Annotated in this window: 10 protein-coding genes; 8 read left to right on the forward strand and 2 right to left on the reverse strand. The window is 52.1% G+C overall.

Annotation, left to right across the window (positions count from 1 at the left end):
• The first annotated feature begins 130 nt into the window (after nt 1–130).
• The 5 genes from rstA (at nt 131) to PO881_RS10015 (ending at nt 5,388) form a co-directional block, all read left to right on the forward strand.
• Entirely contained in the window at nt 131–856 is a 726-nt protein-coding gene (gene rstA, locus PO881_RS09995) for a two-component system response regulator RstA (RefSeq protein WP_101764317.1), read from the forward strand.
• Nucleotides 853–2,163 carry a two-component system sensor histidine kinase RstB gene (gene rstB / locus PO881_RS10000; protein WP_137385849.1) on the forward strand — a complete coding sequence of 437 codons (1,311 nt, stop codon included), beginning with the start codon at nt 853–855 and terminating at the stop codon, nt 2,161–2,163. Before rstA ends, rstB begins: the two co-directional genes overlap by 4 nt.
• Nucleotides 2,164–2,175: 12 nt before the next feature.
• The gene (locus tag PO881_RS10005) at nt 2,176–3,663 is read left to right on the forward strand and encodes a carboxypeptidase M32 (protein ID WP_192411785.1); all 1,488 of its coding nucleotides are present in this window, start codon (nt 2,176–2,178) and stop codon (nt 3,661–3,663) included.
• A 170-nt stretch (nt 3,664–3,833) separates the two neighbouring features.
• The gene (gene asr / locus PO881_RS10010) at nt 3,834–4,304 is read left to right on the forward strand and encodes an acid resistance repetitive basic protein Asr (protein WP_007888004.1); all 471 of its coding nucleotides are present in this window, start codon (nt 3,834–3,836) and stop codon (nt 4,302–4,304) included.
• 277 nt (nt 4,305–4,581) lie between these two features.
• Nucleotides 4,582–5,388 carry a serine protease gene (locus tag PO881_RS10015; RefSeq protein WP_137385851.1) on the forward strand — a complete coding sequence of 269 codons (807 nt, stop codon included), beginning with the start codon at nt 4,582–4,584 and terminating at the stop codon, nt 5,386–5,388.
• Between the two features lie 156 nt (nt 5,389–5,544).
• On the opposite strand, the gene hrpA is transcribed toward PO881_RS10015, so the two are convergent.
• The gene (gene hrpA / locus PO881_RS10020) at nt 5,545–9,441 is read right to left on the reverse strand and encodes an ATP-dependent RNA helicase HrpA (RefSeq protein WP_137385852.1); all 3,897 of its coding nucleotides are present in this window, start codon (nt 9,439–9,441) and stop codon (nt 5,545–5,547) included.
• Between the two features lie 230 nt (nt 9,442–9,671).
• Between hrpA and PO881_RS10025 the strand changes: the two genes are divergently transcribed.
• The 3 genes from PO881_RS10025 to PO881_RS10035 all read left to right on the forward strand — a co-directional run bounded on the left by PO881_RS10025 (nt 9,672) and on the right by PO881_RS10035 (nt 11,770).
• A complete protein-coding gene (locus tag PO881_RS10025) occupies nt 9,672–10,271 on the forward strand; it encodes an FMN-dependent NADH-azoreductase (protein WP_280171726.1) in 600 nt (199 codons plus the stop codon).
• Between the two features lie 89 nt (nt 10,272–10,360).
• Entirely contained in the window at nt 10,361–11,065 is a 705-nt protein-coding gene (locus PO881_RS10030; RefSeq protein ID WP_277973643.1) for a GNAT family protein, read from the forward strand.
• 48 nt (nt 11,066–11,113) lie between these two features.
• On the forward strand, nt 11,114–11,770 hold the full coding sequence (locus PO881_RS10035) for an NAD(P)H-binding protein (RefSeq protein ID WP_280171727.1): 657 nt from the start codon (nt 11,114–11,116) through the stop codon (nt 11,768–11,770).
• Between the two features lie 86 nt (nt 11,771–11,856).
• On the opposite strand, the gene hhe is transcribed toward PO881_RS10035, so the two are convergent.
• On the reverse strand, nt 11,857–17,544 hold the full coding sequence (gene hhe, locus PO881_RS10040; protein WP_280171728.1) for a DUF4011 domain-containing anti-phage protein Hhe: 5,688 nt from the start codon (nt 17,542–17,544) through the stop codon (nt 11,857–11,859).
• Between the last annotated feature and the right edge of the window lie 200 nt (nt 17,545–17,744).

Genomic DNA, 17,744 nt, shown 5'->3' on the forward strand with positions numbered 1-17,744 from the left:
CAACGCGCCGCTAATGATGGCACATTTCACGGTATACATACCAGTCACGCAGGGATATTTCGTGCGATAGCGTAGAGCTCAGGACCAGGAAAAGCTATGCTGCTGAGATTCTCATCCGTCACAGTGAATTATGAACAAAATCGTCTATGTGGAAGATGAGCCAGAAGTAGGCGAACTGATCGCCGCTTATCTTGGCCGCCACGATATTGAAGTTATTGTTGAAACGCGCGGTGACCGCGCCGAAGCCACCATCGCCCTGCACGATCCCGATTTAGTGATGCTGGATATCATGTTACCCGGCAAAGATGGCATGACACTGTGCCGCGATCTACGTGCCAGCTGGCAAGGTCCGATTGTGCTGCTCACCTCGCTCGATAGCGACATGAACCACATTCTGTCGCTGGAGATGGGCGCTAACGATTACATCCTCAAAACCACGCCGCCGGCTGTGTTGCTGGCGCGCCTGCGTTTGCATCTGCGTCAGGCGCATGCCGGTCAGCCGGAAGTGACGCCCGCCCTACAAAGCTCACAACGCGTGCTGCGTTTTGGTTCCCTGACCATCGACTCGCTCAATCGCCAGGTGACGCTGTTTGAGGAGAATATTGTGCTATCCACCGCCGATTTCGATCTGCTGTGGGAACTGGCGAATCACGCCGGACAGATCCTCAATCGCGATGCGCTGCTGAAAACCCTGCGCGGCGTGACCTACGATGGCATGGATCGCAGCATCGACGTGGCGATTTCTCGCTTACGCAAAAAACTCTACGACAGCGCCACCGAGCCATTCCGCATTAAAACCATCCGTAACAAAGGCTATCTGTTCGCGCCGCAGGCCTGGGATACCCGTTCCGCATGAGAAAGCTCTTTATTCAGTTCTATTTGCTGCTGTTCGTCTGTTTTCTGGTGATGACGCTGCTGGTTGGGCTGGTGTACAAATTTACCGCCGAACGCGCCGGACGTCAGTCGATGAACGACTTGATGGCCAGCTCGCTTTTTTTGATGCGCAGCGAACTGCGTGAGATCCCACCGCGCGACTGGAGCAAAACCATTCGCAGCCTCGATCTTGACCTGTCGTTTGATCTGAATATTGAGCCGATGAGCAAATATCAGTTGGGTGATGCAGACATGAAGCGCCTGCGCGCCGGGGAAATCGTGGCGATTGACGATCAGTACACCTTCTTACAGCATATTCCGCGCAGCCACTATGTGCTTTCCGTTGGCCCGATTCCGTATCTTTTCTATCTGCATCAGATGCGCATTCTGGATATCGCGCTGCTGGCATTTATCGGGATGTCGCTTGCGCTGCCGGTGTTTATCTGGCTGCGTCCGCACTGGCAAGAGATGCAGCGGCTGGAGAAAGCCGCGCAGCGTTTTGGCCGTGGCGAACTCGACGTGCGCACCCATTTTGAAAGCACCTCCAGCCTGCACAGTCTTGGCGTGGCGTTTAATCAGATGGCGGAGAACATCAACACGCTGGTTGCCAGTAAGAAACAGCTGATTGACGGCATCGCACACGAGTTGCGTACGCCGCTGGTACGACTGCGCTACCGGCTGGAGATGAGCGATAACCTCACCGCCACGGAATCCGCCGCGCTGAACCGCGATGTGGGCCAGCTGGAGAGTTTGATTGAGGAGTTGCTGACGTATGCGCGCCTCGATCGTCCGCGCGTTGATCTTCATCTGCAATCCTTCGATCTGGCGCAATGGCTACGTGTACATATTGAAGACGTGCAAACCATGAATCCGCAGACGCAGATTGCGCTGGATATCCCGCAGCTGGAGAACGTCGGCAGCGCTGATACGCGCCTTATGGAGCGTGTGCTGGATAATCTGGTGAATAACGCCCTGCGCTATGCGCAACAGCGCCTGCGCGTCAGCTTATGGTTTGATGGCGCGCTGGGCTGTTTGCAGGTGGAAGACGACGGTCCGGGCATTCCACAGGAAGAGCGCGCCCGCGTGTTCGAACCTTTTGTACGCCTCGATCCGAGCCGCGATCGCGCCACCGGCGGTTGTGGTTTGGGTCTGGCGATCGTGCACTCCATTGCGCTGGCCATGCAGGGAAATGTCTCGATTGAGAGCAGCCCGCTTGGCGGCGCCAGCGTTCGCTTTTGCTGGCCGGTTGATCTACCCTTGCGGGACATTGCGCCACGCTTACCGTCATAAGGAGCTTTTTACGTGACTTCAGCTTATCAAGAACTTAGCCGCACTTTTCAGCGTCTCTCCCGCTTTGGCCATTTAGGCGCCATTGCCGGTGTCGATATGCAAACCACCATGCCGCCGGGCGGCAGCCAGGCGCGCGGTGAAGCGATGGCCGAACTGAGCGTGTTCATGCACGAAGTGCTGACCGATAAACGCCTCGGCGGGCTGTTTGATGCCGCGCAGCAGGAATCATTGAATGATGTCGAGCAGGTTAACCTGAGCGAGATGCAGCGCGCCTGGCAGCAAGCGACGCTGCTGCCCGCCTCACTGGTGGAAGCCAAGTCGCTGGCCGGTTCGCGCTGTGAACACGCCTGGCGTCAGCAGCGTCCGGCGAACGACTGGCAAGGTTTCTCCGCCAATCTGAAAGAAGTGGTCAAGCTGAGTCGTCAAGAGGCGCAGCTGCGTGCCGATGCACTCGGCGTATCGCGCTACGACGCGCTGCTGGATGTGTTTGAGCCTGGCATGACCAGCGCGCAGCTGGATCAAACCTTTGGCGATCTGAAAAGCTGGTTGCCCGACCTGCTACAAAGAGCAGTGGCGAAGCAGCAGCAAACCCCGATCGCGCAGCCGGTGGGTCCGTTCGCTATCGAATCGCAGAAACAGCTCGGCCTGAGCGTGATGAAAACGCTGGGCTTCGATTTCAATCACGGCCGTTTAGATGTGAGTGCGCATCCGTTCTGCGGCGGCGTGCCGGAAGATGTGCGCATTACCACGCGTTACAACGAGAACGACTTCCTTAGCGCCATGATGGGCGTGATCCATGAAACCGGCCATGCGCGCTACGAGCAGAATTTGCCAAAACAGTGGCGCGGTCAGCCGGTGGCGCAGGCGCGTTCTACCGCGATTCATGAGTCGCAAAGCCTATTTATGGAGATGCAGCTGGGGCGCAGTGAAGCCTTCCTGCAACATATCCATCCGCAGGTGGTGGCGCTGATGGGCGATCAGCCTGCGCTGGCGCTAAACAACTTTATCCGTCAGGCGCAGCGCGTGAAGCCGGGCTTTATTCGTGTCGACGCTGACGAACTGAGTTATCCGGCGCACGTGATTTTACGTTACGAGATCGAGCGCGCGCTGATTGAAGGCGAGATTGAAGTTGAAGATATCCCGGCGCTGTGGGACGAGAAGATGCAGCAATCGTTGGGCATTGATACGCGCGGTAATTATCGCGATGGCTGCATGCAGGATATTCACTGGACCGACGGTGCGTTTGGCTATTTCCCCACCTACACCTTGGGTGCGATGTATGCAGCCCAGCTGTTCCAGGCGGTGAAGCGTGCCATTCCGCAGGTTGAGACGCTGATCCAGCAAGGTGAGTTGCAGCCAGTGTTTGACTGGTTACAGCAGAACATCTGGCAGCACGGCAGCCGTTTCCCAACGCAGCAGCTGCTGATCAATGCCACCGGCGAAGCGCTGAATCCGCACTATTTCCGTCAGCACCTTGAACAACGTTATCTCTCTGAGTAAACTGCGCGGCGGCCGATGCGGCCGCCCTTTTCTCTTCCTTTACGCCGCTTTGTACAATCCGTTACACGCCGATACCAATGCCTCACGGAAAGCCTGAATTGTTTTTCATATAGTGTTTTCACCGGCCCCGCAGTGGGCTACACATGAAAAAATAGTTCGAGGATTTTGCAATGAAAAAATTATTTGCACTGGTGATCGCCGCTGCTATGGGTATGTCTTCTGTTGCTTTCGCTGCTGAGACCACAGCTGCTCCAGCAACGCCAGCAACCACTGCAGCGCCAGCGAAACACAAAGCAGTACATCATAAGAAACCTGCTGCTCAGAAAGCGCAGGCTGCTAAGAAGCACAAAAAAGTAGAGAAGAAAGCGCCAGCTGCACAGAAAGCTCAGGCCGCTAAAAAGCATCATAAAAAAGCAACCAAGCCAGCTGCACAGAAAGCCCAGGCTGCTAAAAAGCACCACAAAAAAGCAACCAAGCCAGCTGCACAGAAAGCCCAGGCAGCTAAAAAGCACCACAAAGCAACCAAACCAGCTGCACAGAAAGCTCAGGCTGCTAAAAAGCACCACAAAGTAACCAAGCCAGCTGCGCAGAAAGCTCAGGCTGCTAAAAAGCACCACAAAGTGAAAAAAGCAGCTAAATAAGATCGCTTTAGCGCCAACACCGTATTGATGATTGAAAACACCCGGTTATGCCGGGTGTTTATTTACTGGAGTAGCGAAAAATGGTGCGTCGCTATCGCTTCGAAATTATTCTGATTGTGATGATCCTCTGTGGCATAGTTGCAGCCAGCTTTTTTATCTAGTCGTTGTAGCGTGCTGATTACTCCAATATTTCTCCCTTTTTCACCGCTCACCGACTATAGTTATCGCTCAAGCGTGATGACAACAACTTCTACTTATTCTCGCCATTGAGAGAACTATGCGCCTGGCTATCCTGTTACTCGTTGGTCTTTTCAGTTTTACCCACACAGCACATGCCGATGATGAAGATGGGCCAAGCCCGGAAGACATCAAAACGTTGTTTTTTGGCAAAGATCATCGCCAGGCGATCAGCGACGTGAGCGCCGCGCCCTGGGATGCCATCGGTCAGTTAGAGACCGAAAGCGGTAACCTCTGCACTGCCACCTTGATTTCTGCCCATCTGGCGTTGACCGCCGGACACTGTTTATTGGCTCCGCCCGGCAAGTTTGATAAGCCGGTGGCGCTGCGTTTTATGGCCAGCGCGAAAGGTTGGCGCTACGAGATTCATGATATTGATGCGCGCGTTGAACCCTCTTTAGCGCGCCGGTTGCAGGCAGACGGCGAAGGCTGGATCGTGCCGCCGGGAGCCGCACCCTACGATTATGGGCTGGTTATTTTGCATAATCCGCCCTCCGGTATTGTGCCGATTCCATTGTTTGAGGGTTCGCGTGGCGATTTAACCGCCGCGTTGAAAACCACGCAACGTAAAGTGACGCAAGCCGGATATCCGGCCGATCATCTGGATACGCTCTATTCGCACAGCGATTGTTTAGTGACCGGTTGGGCGCAGCGTGCAGTGTTGTCGCATCAGTGCGATACCTTGCCGGGCGACAGCGGTTCGCCGCTGCTGTTGAAGAACGGTGATGAGTGGCAGTTGATTGCGGTACAGAGTTCAGCACCCGCGCCGGCCGATCGTTACCGTGCCGATAACCGCGCGATTGCGGTGCCGTCCTTTAAAGATAAGCTGGAAGAGTTAGCTCAGTAATTCGGCGCTCTCAGGCAAAAAGGCGGGTCCGCTACGTAACGTCGTCGTGGACCCATCCCTGGGGCCTCTGCACCGTCTTGCCGTTTTCTTCGCGAATTTTGCGATGTTAAAACCGCGCTGTTTCGTAGCGGCGCGATTTATCGCGCCATCTAACAATTAACTCAACTGCTCCATCGCCTGCAGAATACGCTTATCCGAAATTGGATAAGGCGTGCCCAACTGCTGGGCGAAATAGCTAATTCGCAGCTCTTCCAGCATCCAGCGAATCGCCTGCACGTCGGCATCATCCTGACGCTGAGGCGGCAATTTATTCCGCCACGTCTGCCAGGCTTGCTCCACCGCCTGCACTTTCAGCATACGCGCACGATCGCTGTGAGGATCGACCGGCAGCTTCTCAAGACGACGCTCAATACCTTGCAGATAGCGCAGCGTATCACCGAGACGCGACCAGCCATTGCCGGTGACGAAACCGCGATACACCAGGCCATTCATTTGCGCTTTGATATCGCCTAACGCCAGCGCCAGCGACATATCCACGCGTCCTTTAAGGAACTTGTTGATATTGAACACGCAGGTCAGGATCTGTTCGACCTGTTTAGCGATGGTGACCACTGTTTCGTTCAAATCAGCACGCACTTTGTCGCGCAGCTGTTCGAAGTTTTCCTGTTGCCACGCCGGGCCGCCCGCCTCCGCCATCAGCTTATCCACGCCGCAGGCGATACAGTCATCGATCAGTTCCAGCACTTTGCCGTAGGGATTGAAGTACAAACCGAGTTTGGCTTTGTTCGGTAACTTCTCGTGCAGATACTTGGTTGGCGACGGAATGTTGAGCAGCAGCAGGCGACGCTGACCGCGCCACATCATTTTCTGCTGTTCCACTTCGCTATCGAACAGGCGAATCGCCACGCTGTCCTTTTCATCCACCAGCGCCGGCCAGGCTTTGACCTGATAGCTGCCGCGCTTCTGTTCGTAGCTTTGCGGCAAATCGCCAAAGCTCCAGATGTGCAAACCGCTCTGTTCCAGGCCATCATCCGCCACTTTCGACAGCGTTTCCTGCACTTTGCCTTTCAGCAGCAGCCGCAGCTGATGCAGATTTTTGCCTTCCTGCAGCTTACGGTTGTGCTCGTCAACCACCCGGAAAGTCATTTTCAGGTGATCGGGCACCTGATCCCACTGCCAGGCTTCCCGGTCAATGGTGACGCCGGTCATGCGGCGGAATTCGCGTTCCAGCGCATCCAGCAACGGCAGTTCCATCGCCGTAACGCGACCGAGAAACGCTTCGGCGTAGTTGGGCGCGGGTACCAGATTGCGGCGCACCGGCTTGGGCAGCGATTTGATCAGCGCGATAACCAGTTCGCGGCGCACGCCCGGAATTTGCCACTCAAAACCGGTCTCTTCGATTTGGTTCAGCAGCGGCAGCGGAATGTGCACCGTCACGCCATCGGCATCCGCGCCCGGTTCAAACTGATAGCTCAGTTTGAGTTTCAGGTTGCCTTGATGCCAGAAGTTGGGGTAATCGAGCTGGCTGACTTTGTCCGCGCCGTCTTTGATCAGCATTTGCTTATCAAAGCTCAGCAGATCCGGATTCTCTTTGCTGGCTTGCTTCCACCAGCTATCGAAATGGCGTGCAGACACCACGTCGCTGCCGATGCGGCGATCGTAGAAAGCGAACAGCGTTTCATCATCGACCAGAATGTCGCGACGACGCGATTTGTGCTCCAGATCTTCAATTTCGTTGCGCAGTTTCAGGTTATTGCGGAAGAACGCGTGACGCGTCTGCCAATCGCCCTCCACCAGCGCATGACGGATAAACAGCTCGCGGCTCAGTTGCGGATCGATGCGGCTGTAATTAACCTTACGCGCCTGCACAATTGCCAGGCCGTAAAGCGTCACTTTTTCCGTCGCCATCACCGCGCCCTGTGCTTTTTCCCAGTGCGGTTCGCTGTAACTACGTTTAATCAGATGCTGCGCCAGCGGTTCGATCCATTCCGGATCGATACGGGCGGCAACGCGGCCCCATAAACGGCTGGTTTCCACCAGTTCCGCCACCATGGTCCACTTCGGCGGCTTCTTAAACAGCCCGGAACCGGGGAAGATGGCGAAGCGCGCGTTGCGAGCGCCGGTAAACTCCTGCTTGTCGTTATCTTTCTGACCAATATGCGACAACAAACCGGTAAGCAAAGCGCAGTGCACTTCACGATACGGCGCAGGTTCGCTGTTGACCGGCATCCCCTGTTCCCGCACCACCTGACGCAGTTGCGTGTAGATATCCTGCCATTCACGCACGCGCAGATAGTTAAGGAACTCGGTTTTACACAGGCGACGGAAGTGATTGCTGGAGAGCGCTTTTTGCTGCTCCTGCAGGTAATTCCACAGATTGACGAAGGCGAGGAAATCAGACTCTTTATCCTCAAAACGACGATGTTTTTCGTCAGATGCCTGCTTTTTATCCGAAGGACGCTCGCGCGGGTCCTGAATCGATAGCGCCGCGGTGATGATCATCGCTTCGCGTACGCAGCCAAATTTTTGCGCTTCCAGCACCATGCGCGCCATACGCGGATCGACTGGCAACTGCGCGAGCTGGCGGCCCGAAGGCGTCAGCTTGTAGGTTTCGTCTTCACTCAGCGTGATGGCACCCAGCTCTTCCAGCAGGCGCACGCCATCCTGAATATTGCGCTTGTCCGGTGCTTCGACAAATGGGAAGGCAGCAATATCGCCCAGTCCCAGCGCGGTCATCTGCAGAATCACCGAGGCGAGGTTAGTACGCAGAATTTCGGGATCGGTAAATTCCGGGCGGCTGAGGAAATCATCCTCGGAATAGAGGCGAATACAGATACCTTCCGAAACGCGGCCGCAGCGCCCTTTTCGCTGATTAGCGGAAGCCTGCGAAATCGGCTCAATCGGCAAGCGTTGCACTTTAGTGCGGAAACTGTAGCGGCTGATACGTGCGGTGCCAGGATCGATAACATATTTGATGCCAGGCACGGTCAGCGAGGTTTCCGCCACGTTGGTCGCCAGCACGATGCGGCGTCCACTGTGCGACTGGAACACGCGGTTTTGCTCGGCGTTCGACAGGCGCGCATACAGCGGCAGAATCTCGGTGTGCGCAATATCGCGCTTCATCAGCGCATCGGCAGTATCGCGGATTTCGCGCTCGCCGCTCATAAAGATCAGGATATCGCCGCGGCTCTCTTGTCCCAGCTCATCGACCGCATCGAAAATCGCCTGCAGCTGATCGCGATCGGTGTCGTCAGCCTCTTCCACCATTGGGCGATAACGTACTTCGACCGGATACGTCCGGCCGGACACTTCAATCACCGGCGCATTGTGGAAATGGCGTGAGAAGCGCTGCGGATCGATGGTCGCTGACGTGATAATGACTTTTAAGTCGGGACGACGCGGCAAAAGTTCGCGCAGATAGCCGAGCAGGAAATCGATGTTGAGACTGCGTTCGTGTGCTTCATCGATAATGATGGTGTCGTACTGCAGCAACAGGCGATCCTGCTGGATTTCCGCCAGCAGGATACCGTCGGTCATCAGCTTAACCTGGGTGGTTTCGCTCACCTGATCGTTAAAGCGCACCTTGTAACCGATGGTGCCGCCGAGCGAGGTTTCCAGCTCATCGGCAATGCGGTTGGCCACGGTGCGCGCCGCCAGACGACGCGGCTGAGTATGACCAATCAGCCCTTTAACCCCGCGCCCCAGCGCCAGGCAGATTTTCGGCAGCTGCGTGGTTTTACCCGATCCGGTTTCACCCGCAACGATCACCACCTGATGCTGACTGATCGCATCGGCAATGTCCTGCTGCTTCTGACTTACCGGCAGGTTGTCCGGGAAAGTGATGCGCGGTGTCGCCGCCGTGCGCTGCGCCAGGCGTTGCTCCGCCGCGACAAATTCCGGCTCCAGTTCAGCCACAATGCCCTGCTGCGCCGCAGGATTTTTCACCTTTGCAGCGCCCAGCAGTCGACGTCGCAGACGTTGACTGTCGCGCAGCGTCAGATTATCGAGCCGCGGCCAGAGGGAGGCTAAAGGTGAAGAGTCGGATGATGACATAGCGATGCGTACCTGTTGTTGCAGCGGGCAGATGATTTCCCGGCGGATTCAAGCAATTAATGGTCGGCATCATAGCACAATTTGGAATACCTGCCTGAACGGGACGTGCGAGGTTATTCAATTATTTCGAACATTGATCTCGAAATATTGCGCTTTTACCTCACGGGCTAACTCCGTACAGTGTAAAGCATTGAGCGGTAAGCCAACCGCGTAACGCACAGGAAAATACCATGAGCAAAGTTTTAGTTCTGAAATCAAGCATCCTCGCTGGTTACTCTCAGTCAAATCAACTGGCTGACTTCTACGCTGACGAAGCACGCGCTAAAGGTGACTCGGTTAACGTACGTGATTTAGCCGCGCAGCCGATTCCGGTGCTGGATGGTGAGCTGGTTGGCGCGCTGCGCCCATCCGATGCCCCACTGTCACCACGTCAGCAGGAAGCGCTGTCTCTCTCCGATGAGCTGATTGCTGAACTGCAAGCCCATGACACCGTGGTTATTGCCGCACCCATGTACAACTTCAACATTCCAACTCAGTTGAAAAATTACTTCGATCTGATTGCCCGCGCTGGCGTGACCTTCCGTTACACCGAAGCAGGCCCGGAAGGTCTGGTGACCGGCAAACGTGCGGTGATCCTCTCCAGCCGTGGTGGCATCCATAAAGATACTGCCAGCGATCTGCTGACGCCATACGTGAAGCTGTTCCTCGGCTTCATCGGTATCACTGACGTGGAGTTCGTGTTCGCGGAAGGCATCGCTTATGGTCCAGAAGTGGCGACCAAAGCGGCTAACGATGCAAAAGACGCCATCAAACAAATCGTTGCTGCGTAATCATTTTTTTCGCATGATCAATGCCCGCCAGGCTTAACTGGCGGGCATTTTTTTTGCTGTTATTTTTCAGCACAGCGAAAGGAGATGAAGTGACACAACACAATCAATATGGTCAGCCTATCGGTTTTGCGCTACACGACTGGCAACCCGCAATCTTCCCGCCCGCTGCTATTCTCACTGGCCGCTTTTGCCATCTCACACCGCTTCAACTCAATCACGCGCCCGCCCTGTTTGCCGCCTTTTTGCTGGCACCCGACGATCGCGACTGGACCTGGCTTGGCGCATCGCAGCCGCAATCGTTAGCCGAGATGAACGATTGGATTGCTAACAAAATAGGTGACCGTGGATTGGTCAGTTATGCGGTGATCGATCAGGCTAATCAGCAAGCGGTTGGCGCGGTCTGTTTCGCCAATATCGACGTGCAGAACGGCGCGATTGAGATTGGCCATGTGACCTGGTCGCCGCTGATGCAGCGCAACGTATTGGGCTCTGAAGCGTTATATCTGCTGTTGCAGCAGGCCTTCGCGCTCGGTTATCGCCGCGTGGCTTGGCGTTGTGATTCCCTAAATCTGGCTTCCCGACGCGCCGCTGAACGTATCGGCTTTACCTTTGAAGGTCGTTTTCGTCAGGCCATGACGCGCAAACAGCGCAATCGCGATACCGATTGGTTATCGATCATTGATGGTGAATGGCCGCCGATTCAGCAGGCTTTAAGCCAATGGCTGGCGGTGGAGAATATGGATCAGCACGGACGCGAAAGGCAAAAGCTGCGCTGCTTTTTCTCCGCAGATTGACGTTGTCTATACTGACCCGCTGTTATCCACGCAATTTAAGAGGTACTCATGTCCAAGGTATTTATCATTGGCGGCGCAGGCAACATTGGCCGTCGTCTGGCATCACTGCTGGCCGCAAACGGGCACGTTGCGCGCCCGCTGTTTCGCAAAGCGGAACAGGAGCAGCCTTTGCGTGAACGGGGTGCGGAGCCGGTTAACGGCGATTTAACCGCGCTGGACGCAACATCGCTGGCCGCGCTGATGAAGGGCAGCGATGTGGTGGTCTTCACCGCCGGTGCCGGTGGCAAAGGCGGTGAAGAGATGACGAACGCCATTGATGGCAAAGGATTAACTACCGCAGTTGCTGCCGCGCAGCAGGCCGGCATCTCACGCTTTCTGCTGGTTTCGGCTTTCCCTGAAGCCGGCAGAAACAAAAACCTCTCCGCCAGCTTCGAAAATTACATGCGCGTGAAGAAAGCAGCCGATGTCGAGCTGGCGCAAAGCGATCTGGATTGGGTGATTTTACGCCCCGGCACGCTAACGGATGAGCAAGGCCAAGGCCGGGTGCGTGCTGGTTTGGCCATCCCGTATGGCGATATTCCTCGCGATGACGTGGCGGCGACGCTGGCTGAAATCATCGATCAACCGGCGGTCAGCCGGGTGATCATTGAATTAACCGGCGGTGAAGTGCCGGTACATGAAGCGGTTAAGCAACTGGATAATTAGAAGAATTGTTCTTAAGTCCCCTTTCGCGGAGGCGTTAATTATTCCGCCTGAGGCACATATGCTCCAGGCGGAATTCACATACAACGCTAATCGAGTATCTCTTGGCCATCAATAATAGCCAGTACACTATCGAGGTAGGCCTTACTCATTTTGCTTTCGGTAGCTTCCCTTAGGTATTTGGGAATACGTTCTACAAACTCCGATCGCGAAAGAGGCTGGTGCTCAACCAAAGCCTCGATCATGGCAGGCCTAAGTAACTTGCTTTCATCCGCTATGAATGGGTTTTCTACATCAATGACTTCTCGAGCAAACCGCTCAAGCCGTATTTTAAGGGGCTCCATGACATCGCTGTAATCAGCCAGATCGGTACAGCTTTCTCTTTCTTCTGCAACTAACTCTGCAATCGCCTCTTCTTCGGAATAATCGTTTTTGTCGATAAGCGTTTTCAACTGATTTAATTCACGAATAATTGGATCTAAGATTTCATTTGGATTACTAAACCAATCAGTTGACCAAATACGACGAATTCTCCAGCCCAGTCCTTCCAAAACATCCTGCCGCAGGCGGTCACGATCTCGAGCCGATTTTGCTGAGTGGTATGTTGCACCATCGCACTCAATCCCCATTAGATAGCGCCCATGCTTGCCAGGATCTCGCACAGCGATATCAATAAAGAAGCCTGCCACACCTACCTGAGGTTCGCAGCTAAAGCCCGCGTACTCGAGCGCATTAATAACAGCAACTTCGAAATCACTGTCTGGGGCTTTCCCTGTGGATTGATCGAGTCCGTCCATATTGCCTTTTTCAGCAAAGTGCAGGAATCCGCGCAGCGCTTGCACACCTCGCTTAGACGTTTCATTTAGAAGCACATCTTCCGAGCGCATTGAGCTAAACACATGCATACGCTTTTTAGAGCGCGTGAAAAGCACGTTTAATCGACGCCAACCGACATCTGAGTTTATCGGGCCAAAGCGTTGATAAACTTTGCCATCGGCCTCACCCGGCCCATACGTGAAGGAAATGAAAATGACATCGCGCTCATCACCTTGCACGTTTTCAAGATTTTTAACGAACAGTGCATCACTTTTAATTCTCAGGCGGTCGATGGCAACGTTTACCTGTGCATCCTCACGGCACATTTCGTCAATGGCACGCTCAATCTGTTCACGCTGCTTAGAGTTCATCGCAACAATACCTAGTGACTCATCAGGTGACTGGATTGCATGTAGGGCAACCGCCTTAGCAATGACGCGAGCTTCTTCAATGTTTTGCTGATTAACGAAGCGGCCGTTTTGGACGAAGCTAAATTTAACGCCAAACTCTGGTGCCTTAGCGTTCGGCGAAGGGAACACAACTAAATCACTGTTATAAAAATGGCGATTAGAATAGGCAATTAGGCTTTCGTGTTTTGATCGGTAGTGCCATCGCAGGCGACGCATTTTGAAAAGCGGCAGAGAGGCATCTAGGATACTGTCTGTCTGGCTTACAGCCGCAGTGTCTTCATCGTCATCATCAATGCCTGCGCGATCGAAGAAACTCGTTGGAGGAAGCTGTTTGGGATCGCCAACTACAACAATCTGCTTTCCACGAGCAATAACTCCTAACGCATCTTCAGGTTTAACCTGTGACGCTTCATCCATCACAACCAGATCAAACTCTATATCACCAGGTTCAAGATAGTTAGCCGCAGACATAGGCCCCATCATAAAACACGGTTTCAGTTGAAGTAGCGCCTGGCCAGCACGGTTAATCAGCTGCCGAATTGGAATATGTCGCGTCTTCTTACCTGCCTCGTTACGTATTAGAGCTAACTCCGTGTAATCAGTTTTTCGCCCCCCGGCTGAGCCCTGAGGAACTGGGTTACTGGCGATAATAGCCGCAATGCGCTCACGCTGCAGTTTCTGTAACGCTTTGTCATAATCCCGGAATTGTTTTTGCAGTGCGCTACGGCTATTGCCTGAAGTACGAAGCAAATGTGGACGCTCCGAAGCCACTTCACGTGCTAGCTGGTCATAGACCGCCACCTGGAATCCAGCATCACTAAGCTCAATCGCGAGCGTATGGTTCATGACTGCATCACGAATATGCTGCAGTCCACTTTTCTCTATTTCTTTCGATCTGCGTATGAAGTTAAGCCAGCCATTGAGCCATCGAGGCTTATTAATGGCATCTTTATTACGCCCAATCAGCGCATCAAGGCTGTTGCCGCTTTTTTGATACCATTCGGCCAATGTTAGTTGTGTCTCACCTACAAAGTTATCCTGAGCATCAACATGCGCTTGCCACACGCGCTGAAGAGAGACTAATTCAGACTGTAAATTGCGATAAGCATCACCACCGTTGAGTTTTTTAATGCAGCGAGCCAGATCGGTACTATGAATTTTATCGCGTAACTGTTCGGTAAACGTGATGGTTTCATTAATAACTTTTAGAGGATATGCGTTATTTTTATTCACGCCTAAAACGATTTCACCAGCAGCGGCAAAGATTTCGGCGGGCAGTGTATTATCGATTAAAGCACGCTGCCGAATATGTAACTGCTTCAGGATTGAAATTTTTTCACTTACCGTATTCAGCGTAAGCTGCTCAGCCGTAAACCATTGTTGAATCGGTACTAGCGCCTCTTTAAGCTTTGCAATAATCGGTGTAAATAAGTTCATCTCGCCGGCCAGCAACTGATCATTACCCACAATCAACATGCCCGATGAAAACGTCCGTTCGTGCTCTTTAAGGCGGGCAAGATGCAGAGAGATTTGTGCGTCTGCTCCCTGCTGTTTTAAATGCTGAATGCCTCTAAAAATCTGGCCGTCTAACGTGAGCAATGCACTGCCAATCGCAACATTAGTTCCGAATCCTATACCCCAAGCTTTGCGCACGTTGCAATACCAATCACGGATTTGCCTCAGGTGATCCGTATTCGTATCAAGCCCTAGGTAAAGCTCTCCTAAAAGTTGGTTGAAGTTTCGACTTTCAAGCTCAGCCAGCTCTTGCGCATACTGGCGAAGTTTAGGTAACTCATCACTCAGTGTTTTCCATTTGGCGGTGGAGTCGGTAGATAATCCAATAAGCGTATTTTTTGCCTGGCGCCAGGTACTACTCAATCTACTCAGCAATCCAGAGTCATGTAAGCTAATTTCTATATTTTTTAGCTGTTCATCATCTGTGACTCGGCTTAAAACAAAGCGTGGTTTGAGCTGGTCACGCAATATCTGCAATGATGCCAGACGCTGATATAAGTCACTGAGTACCGAATCAATGCTGTCATCATCAAATCTGTCGTGTCTGAATTTGACTAAATCGGCTGGTAGCGCAGAGGCGATATCAATAAAGGTGATAACCTGGCTAAATCCTTGGGCAGTAGCTGGAAACTTTTGAGCAACTATTGGAGGCAACGCTTCGAGTAGTGCAGATAAGCCCGCACTATCGGACTCAAAATCTTCGTACAGTTGTTCAAGCCCCCGGATTAAGCGCACAACATCAGCAAGTGTAATTGTACCTTCAAGGCCAAACGTTACTGCAATATCGGGTAAGTCTTGAACGGCAGCATTCTCTTCAAGAAAATGAAATTTTTCAGTGGCAACAAAACCAGCTAGTTGAACATAGTCGGCTTGAACTTCGTCGTAATTAATGAACCATTTTTTCAGTTGTTCAATACTGTGTTCATCGAGTTTTTTATAAGCGTCAAAGTCGATGTTGTCAGAAAGCTGCGGTAGTTGTACGGTTAATTCAATTAGTTGAGTCTGCCAGCAGAGATCATCATAGCTTGTTGAGGAAATTGAATGTTTTTGTAAAAAATCAGAAAGTGCCTCCTGCCAGGAAAATAGCGCGGCATTCCATTCACTCAGCAATGCAACGATCCTATCGCAATCGAATAGCGGGATGTCAATATTGTTGACGCCATACCACGGGTGTTCGGCCAATTCAGCTTGCTCGCCGACTTGCAGGCGAAACTCGACCACGACGTCTTTAAACTGTTTAATTTGATCTCGCAGTCTCAACTGTGAAACACGATCAAAGGTCTGTCCCGAAAAGTTTTCAATATGTAGAAGCGTGGGTTCAATACCCAATTCGCGTCGATAGCGCGTTGCCCCCGTAAGGATTTGGTGAATCGTCAGGCCTGTATTTTTCCATCCTTGATTGATTTCCTGGGCGTAACTGTTTAACTGGTTTTTTAGGTCTTCATAACGTGATATCTCTGCATCAATTTGTGCAGGAGATTGCTGCAATGCTGGATTAAGCAATCGCTTCTGAATATCTTCTATTACCTTACGCTTGTGGGACTTATGGCTATGTAACTCAAGACAAAAATCGCCCAATCCAGCCTTATCAAGGCGATGTTTTACCACCTCTAAAGCCGCAAGTTTTTCAGCAACAAAGAGAACTTTCTTACCGTTCAGCATTGCTGCAGCGATCAGGTTTGTGATCGTCTGAGATTTGCCCGTCCCAGGTGGACCTTCAATGACAAGATTTTCTCCATTAACGGAGTCGATAAGTGCACTATGCTGGGAACTGTCAGCGTCATAAATCAAAGGGAATTTTTCATGAATATCGCTGAAATTATCAATCGAATACTCATTTGACCCGCCGGAGGTGTAGTCCGGAACATCTCCAGCTTGTGAGGTGAAAAGTCGTTTGATAATTTCGTGGTTGAGTAGATTCTTGCTGCCTTGCGGCCAACGGTCAGGGTCGAGATCGAGATACATCAGCATCTTGCTGAAGTTCAGCAGACTTAACGCGCCATAACGACGAACAGACCAACGTGGTTTACTTTTCTCTATGATCGCCTGGATTTGTTGGAAGTAGGTTTCAGGCAACATGTCATCACTTAGATTAGGTAGCGCAATACCAAAATCACCCTGAAGTTTTTGCTGCAAAGAAAGATTTGGCAGAATATCTTCACCTGTGTACCGCAAATGATATCGGTAAAGACCTGCCTGCGGGTCAAGTTTGCCTTTTTCCAAAGTAACAGGAATAGTGAAAAGAGGCGCCAGCCTCGGCTTATCGGAATCCTCACTTTCAAACCATTCTAAAAATCCCAAAGCAAGATAAAGAATTCCAGCTCCAGTTTCCTCAATCGCAACTTGGGCTTTGCCATGCAATGAGCGCAACATGGCCTCAAGCTCTGAAGGATAATAAAGTGTCTGAATTTGAGTATCAGTTAGGGATGCACGTATAGAAGGGGTGCGAAGCGGCTTTCCCGCTTTTGCATCGCGTTCGAATTCACCTAAATCTTTATAACCGAGTTGCATAAGTGTAGCGATCAGTCGCTCAGCTGGTGGCTCAGACTGCAATGCGTTATTCCATGCCCCCGGTCGAGATGTAGCATTATCTTTCAGTGAATCAAGAATATCCTGCCAGGCTTTGACCACCTGTTGGTAATCTTCAGCAGACACATTGTCTTTTGGTTGGCTCAGCAATTCATAGCTTGTATTAATGCCTAATTTTGCCGCCCAGCTCTTGGCATCAGGCATCGACTTTTTATTTTTCTCATCTGTCAAATCTTGGTTTTTATCAAGAAAGCCAAACTTTTGGAGCTGATGTCTTGAAGGGTCTGGAACGCCTGCAAACTGCATAGGCTCTTCCGAAATCAAGGTTCTAAAAAGCTGATCGGGTAACTCATCAACAATTCGTAATGAAGAATGTTTTTGAGCGACCGGGAAATTTAGCAGCCTGTTGCGTGAAGTTAAATCCAGTAACTTGCGCCGCATATCCTCAAGTGATTTGAGAATATAAGCTTGTGAACTGTCATCTTCTGATGAAGAGTACTCTGCCATAACATGCCTTAAAGTTTTAAATTAAAGTAATTAACTAAATCGCGCATCACACCCGGGCGGAGTCTGTCCGGAGTGTGGGGCAAGTTGATTGATGCTTCACGCGAACTCGTAATTCAGAGATTATGATTACATTTTATGTTGTGTTAAATAATTAAGTCTCTCAAGACAATTCAAGATTTTGTCTTATCACATAGTCAGTA

The sequence above is a fragment of the Pantoea sp. SS70 genome, from assembly GCF_029866845.1.
Taxonomy (GTDB): domain Bacteria; phylum Pseudomonadota; class Gammaproteobacteria; order Enterobacterales; family Enterobacteriaceae; genus Pantoea; species Pantoea leporis.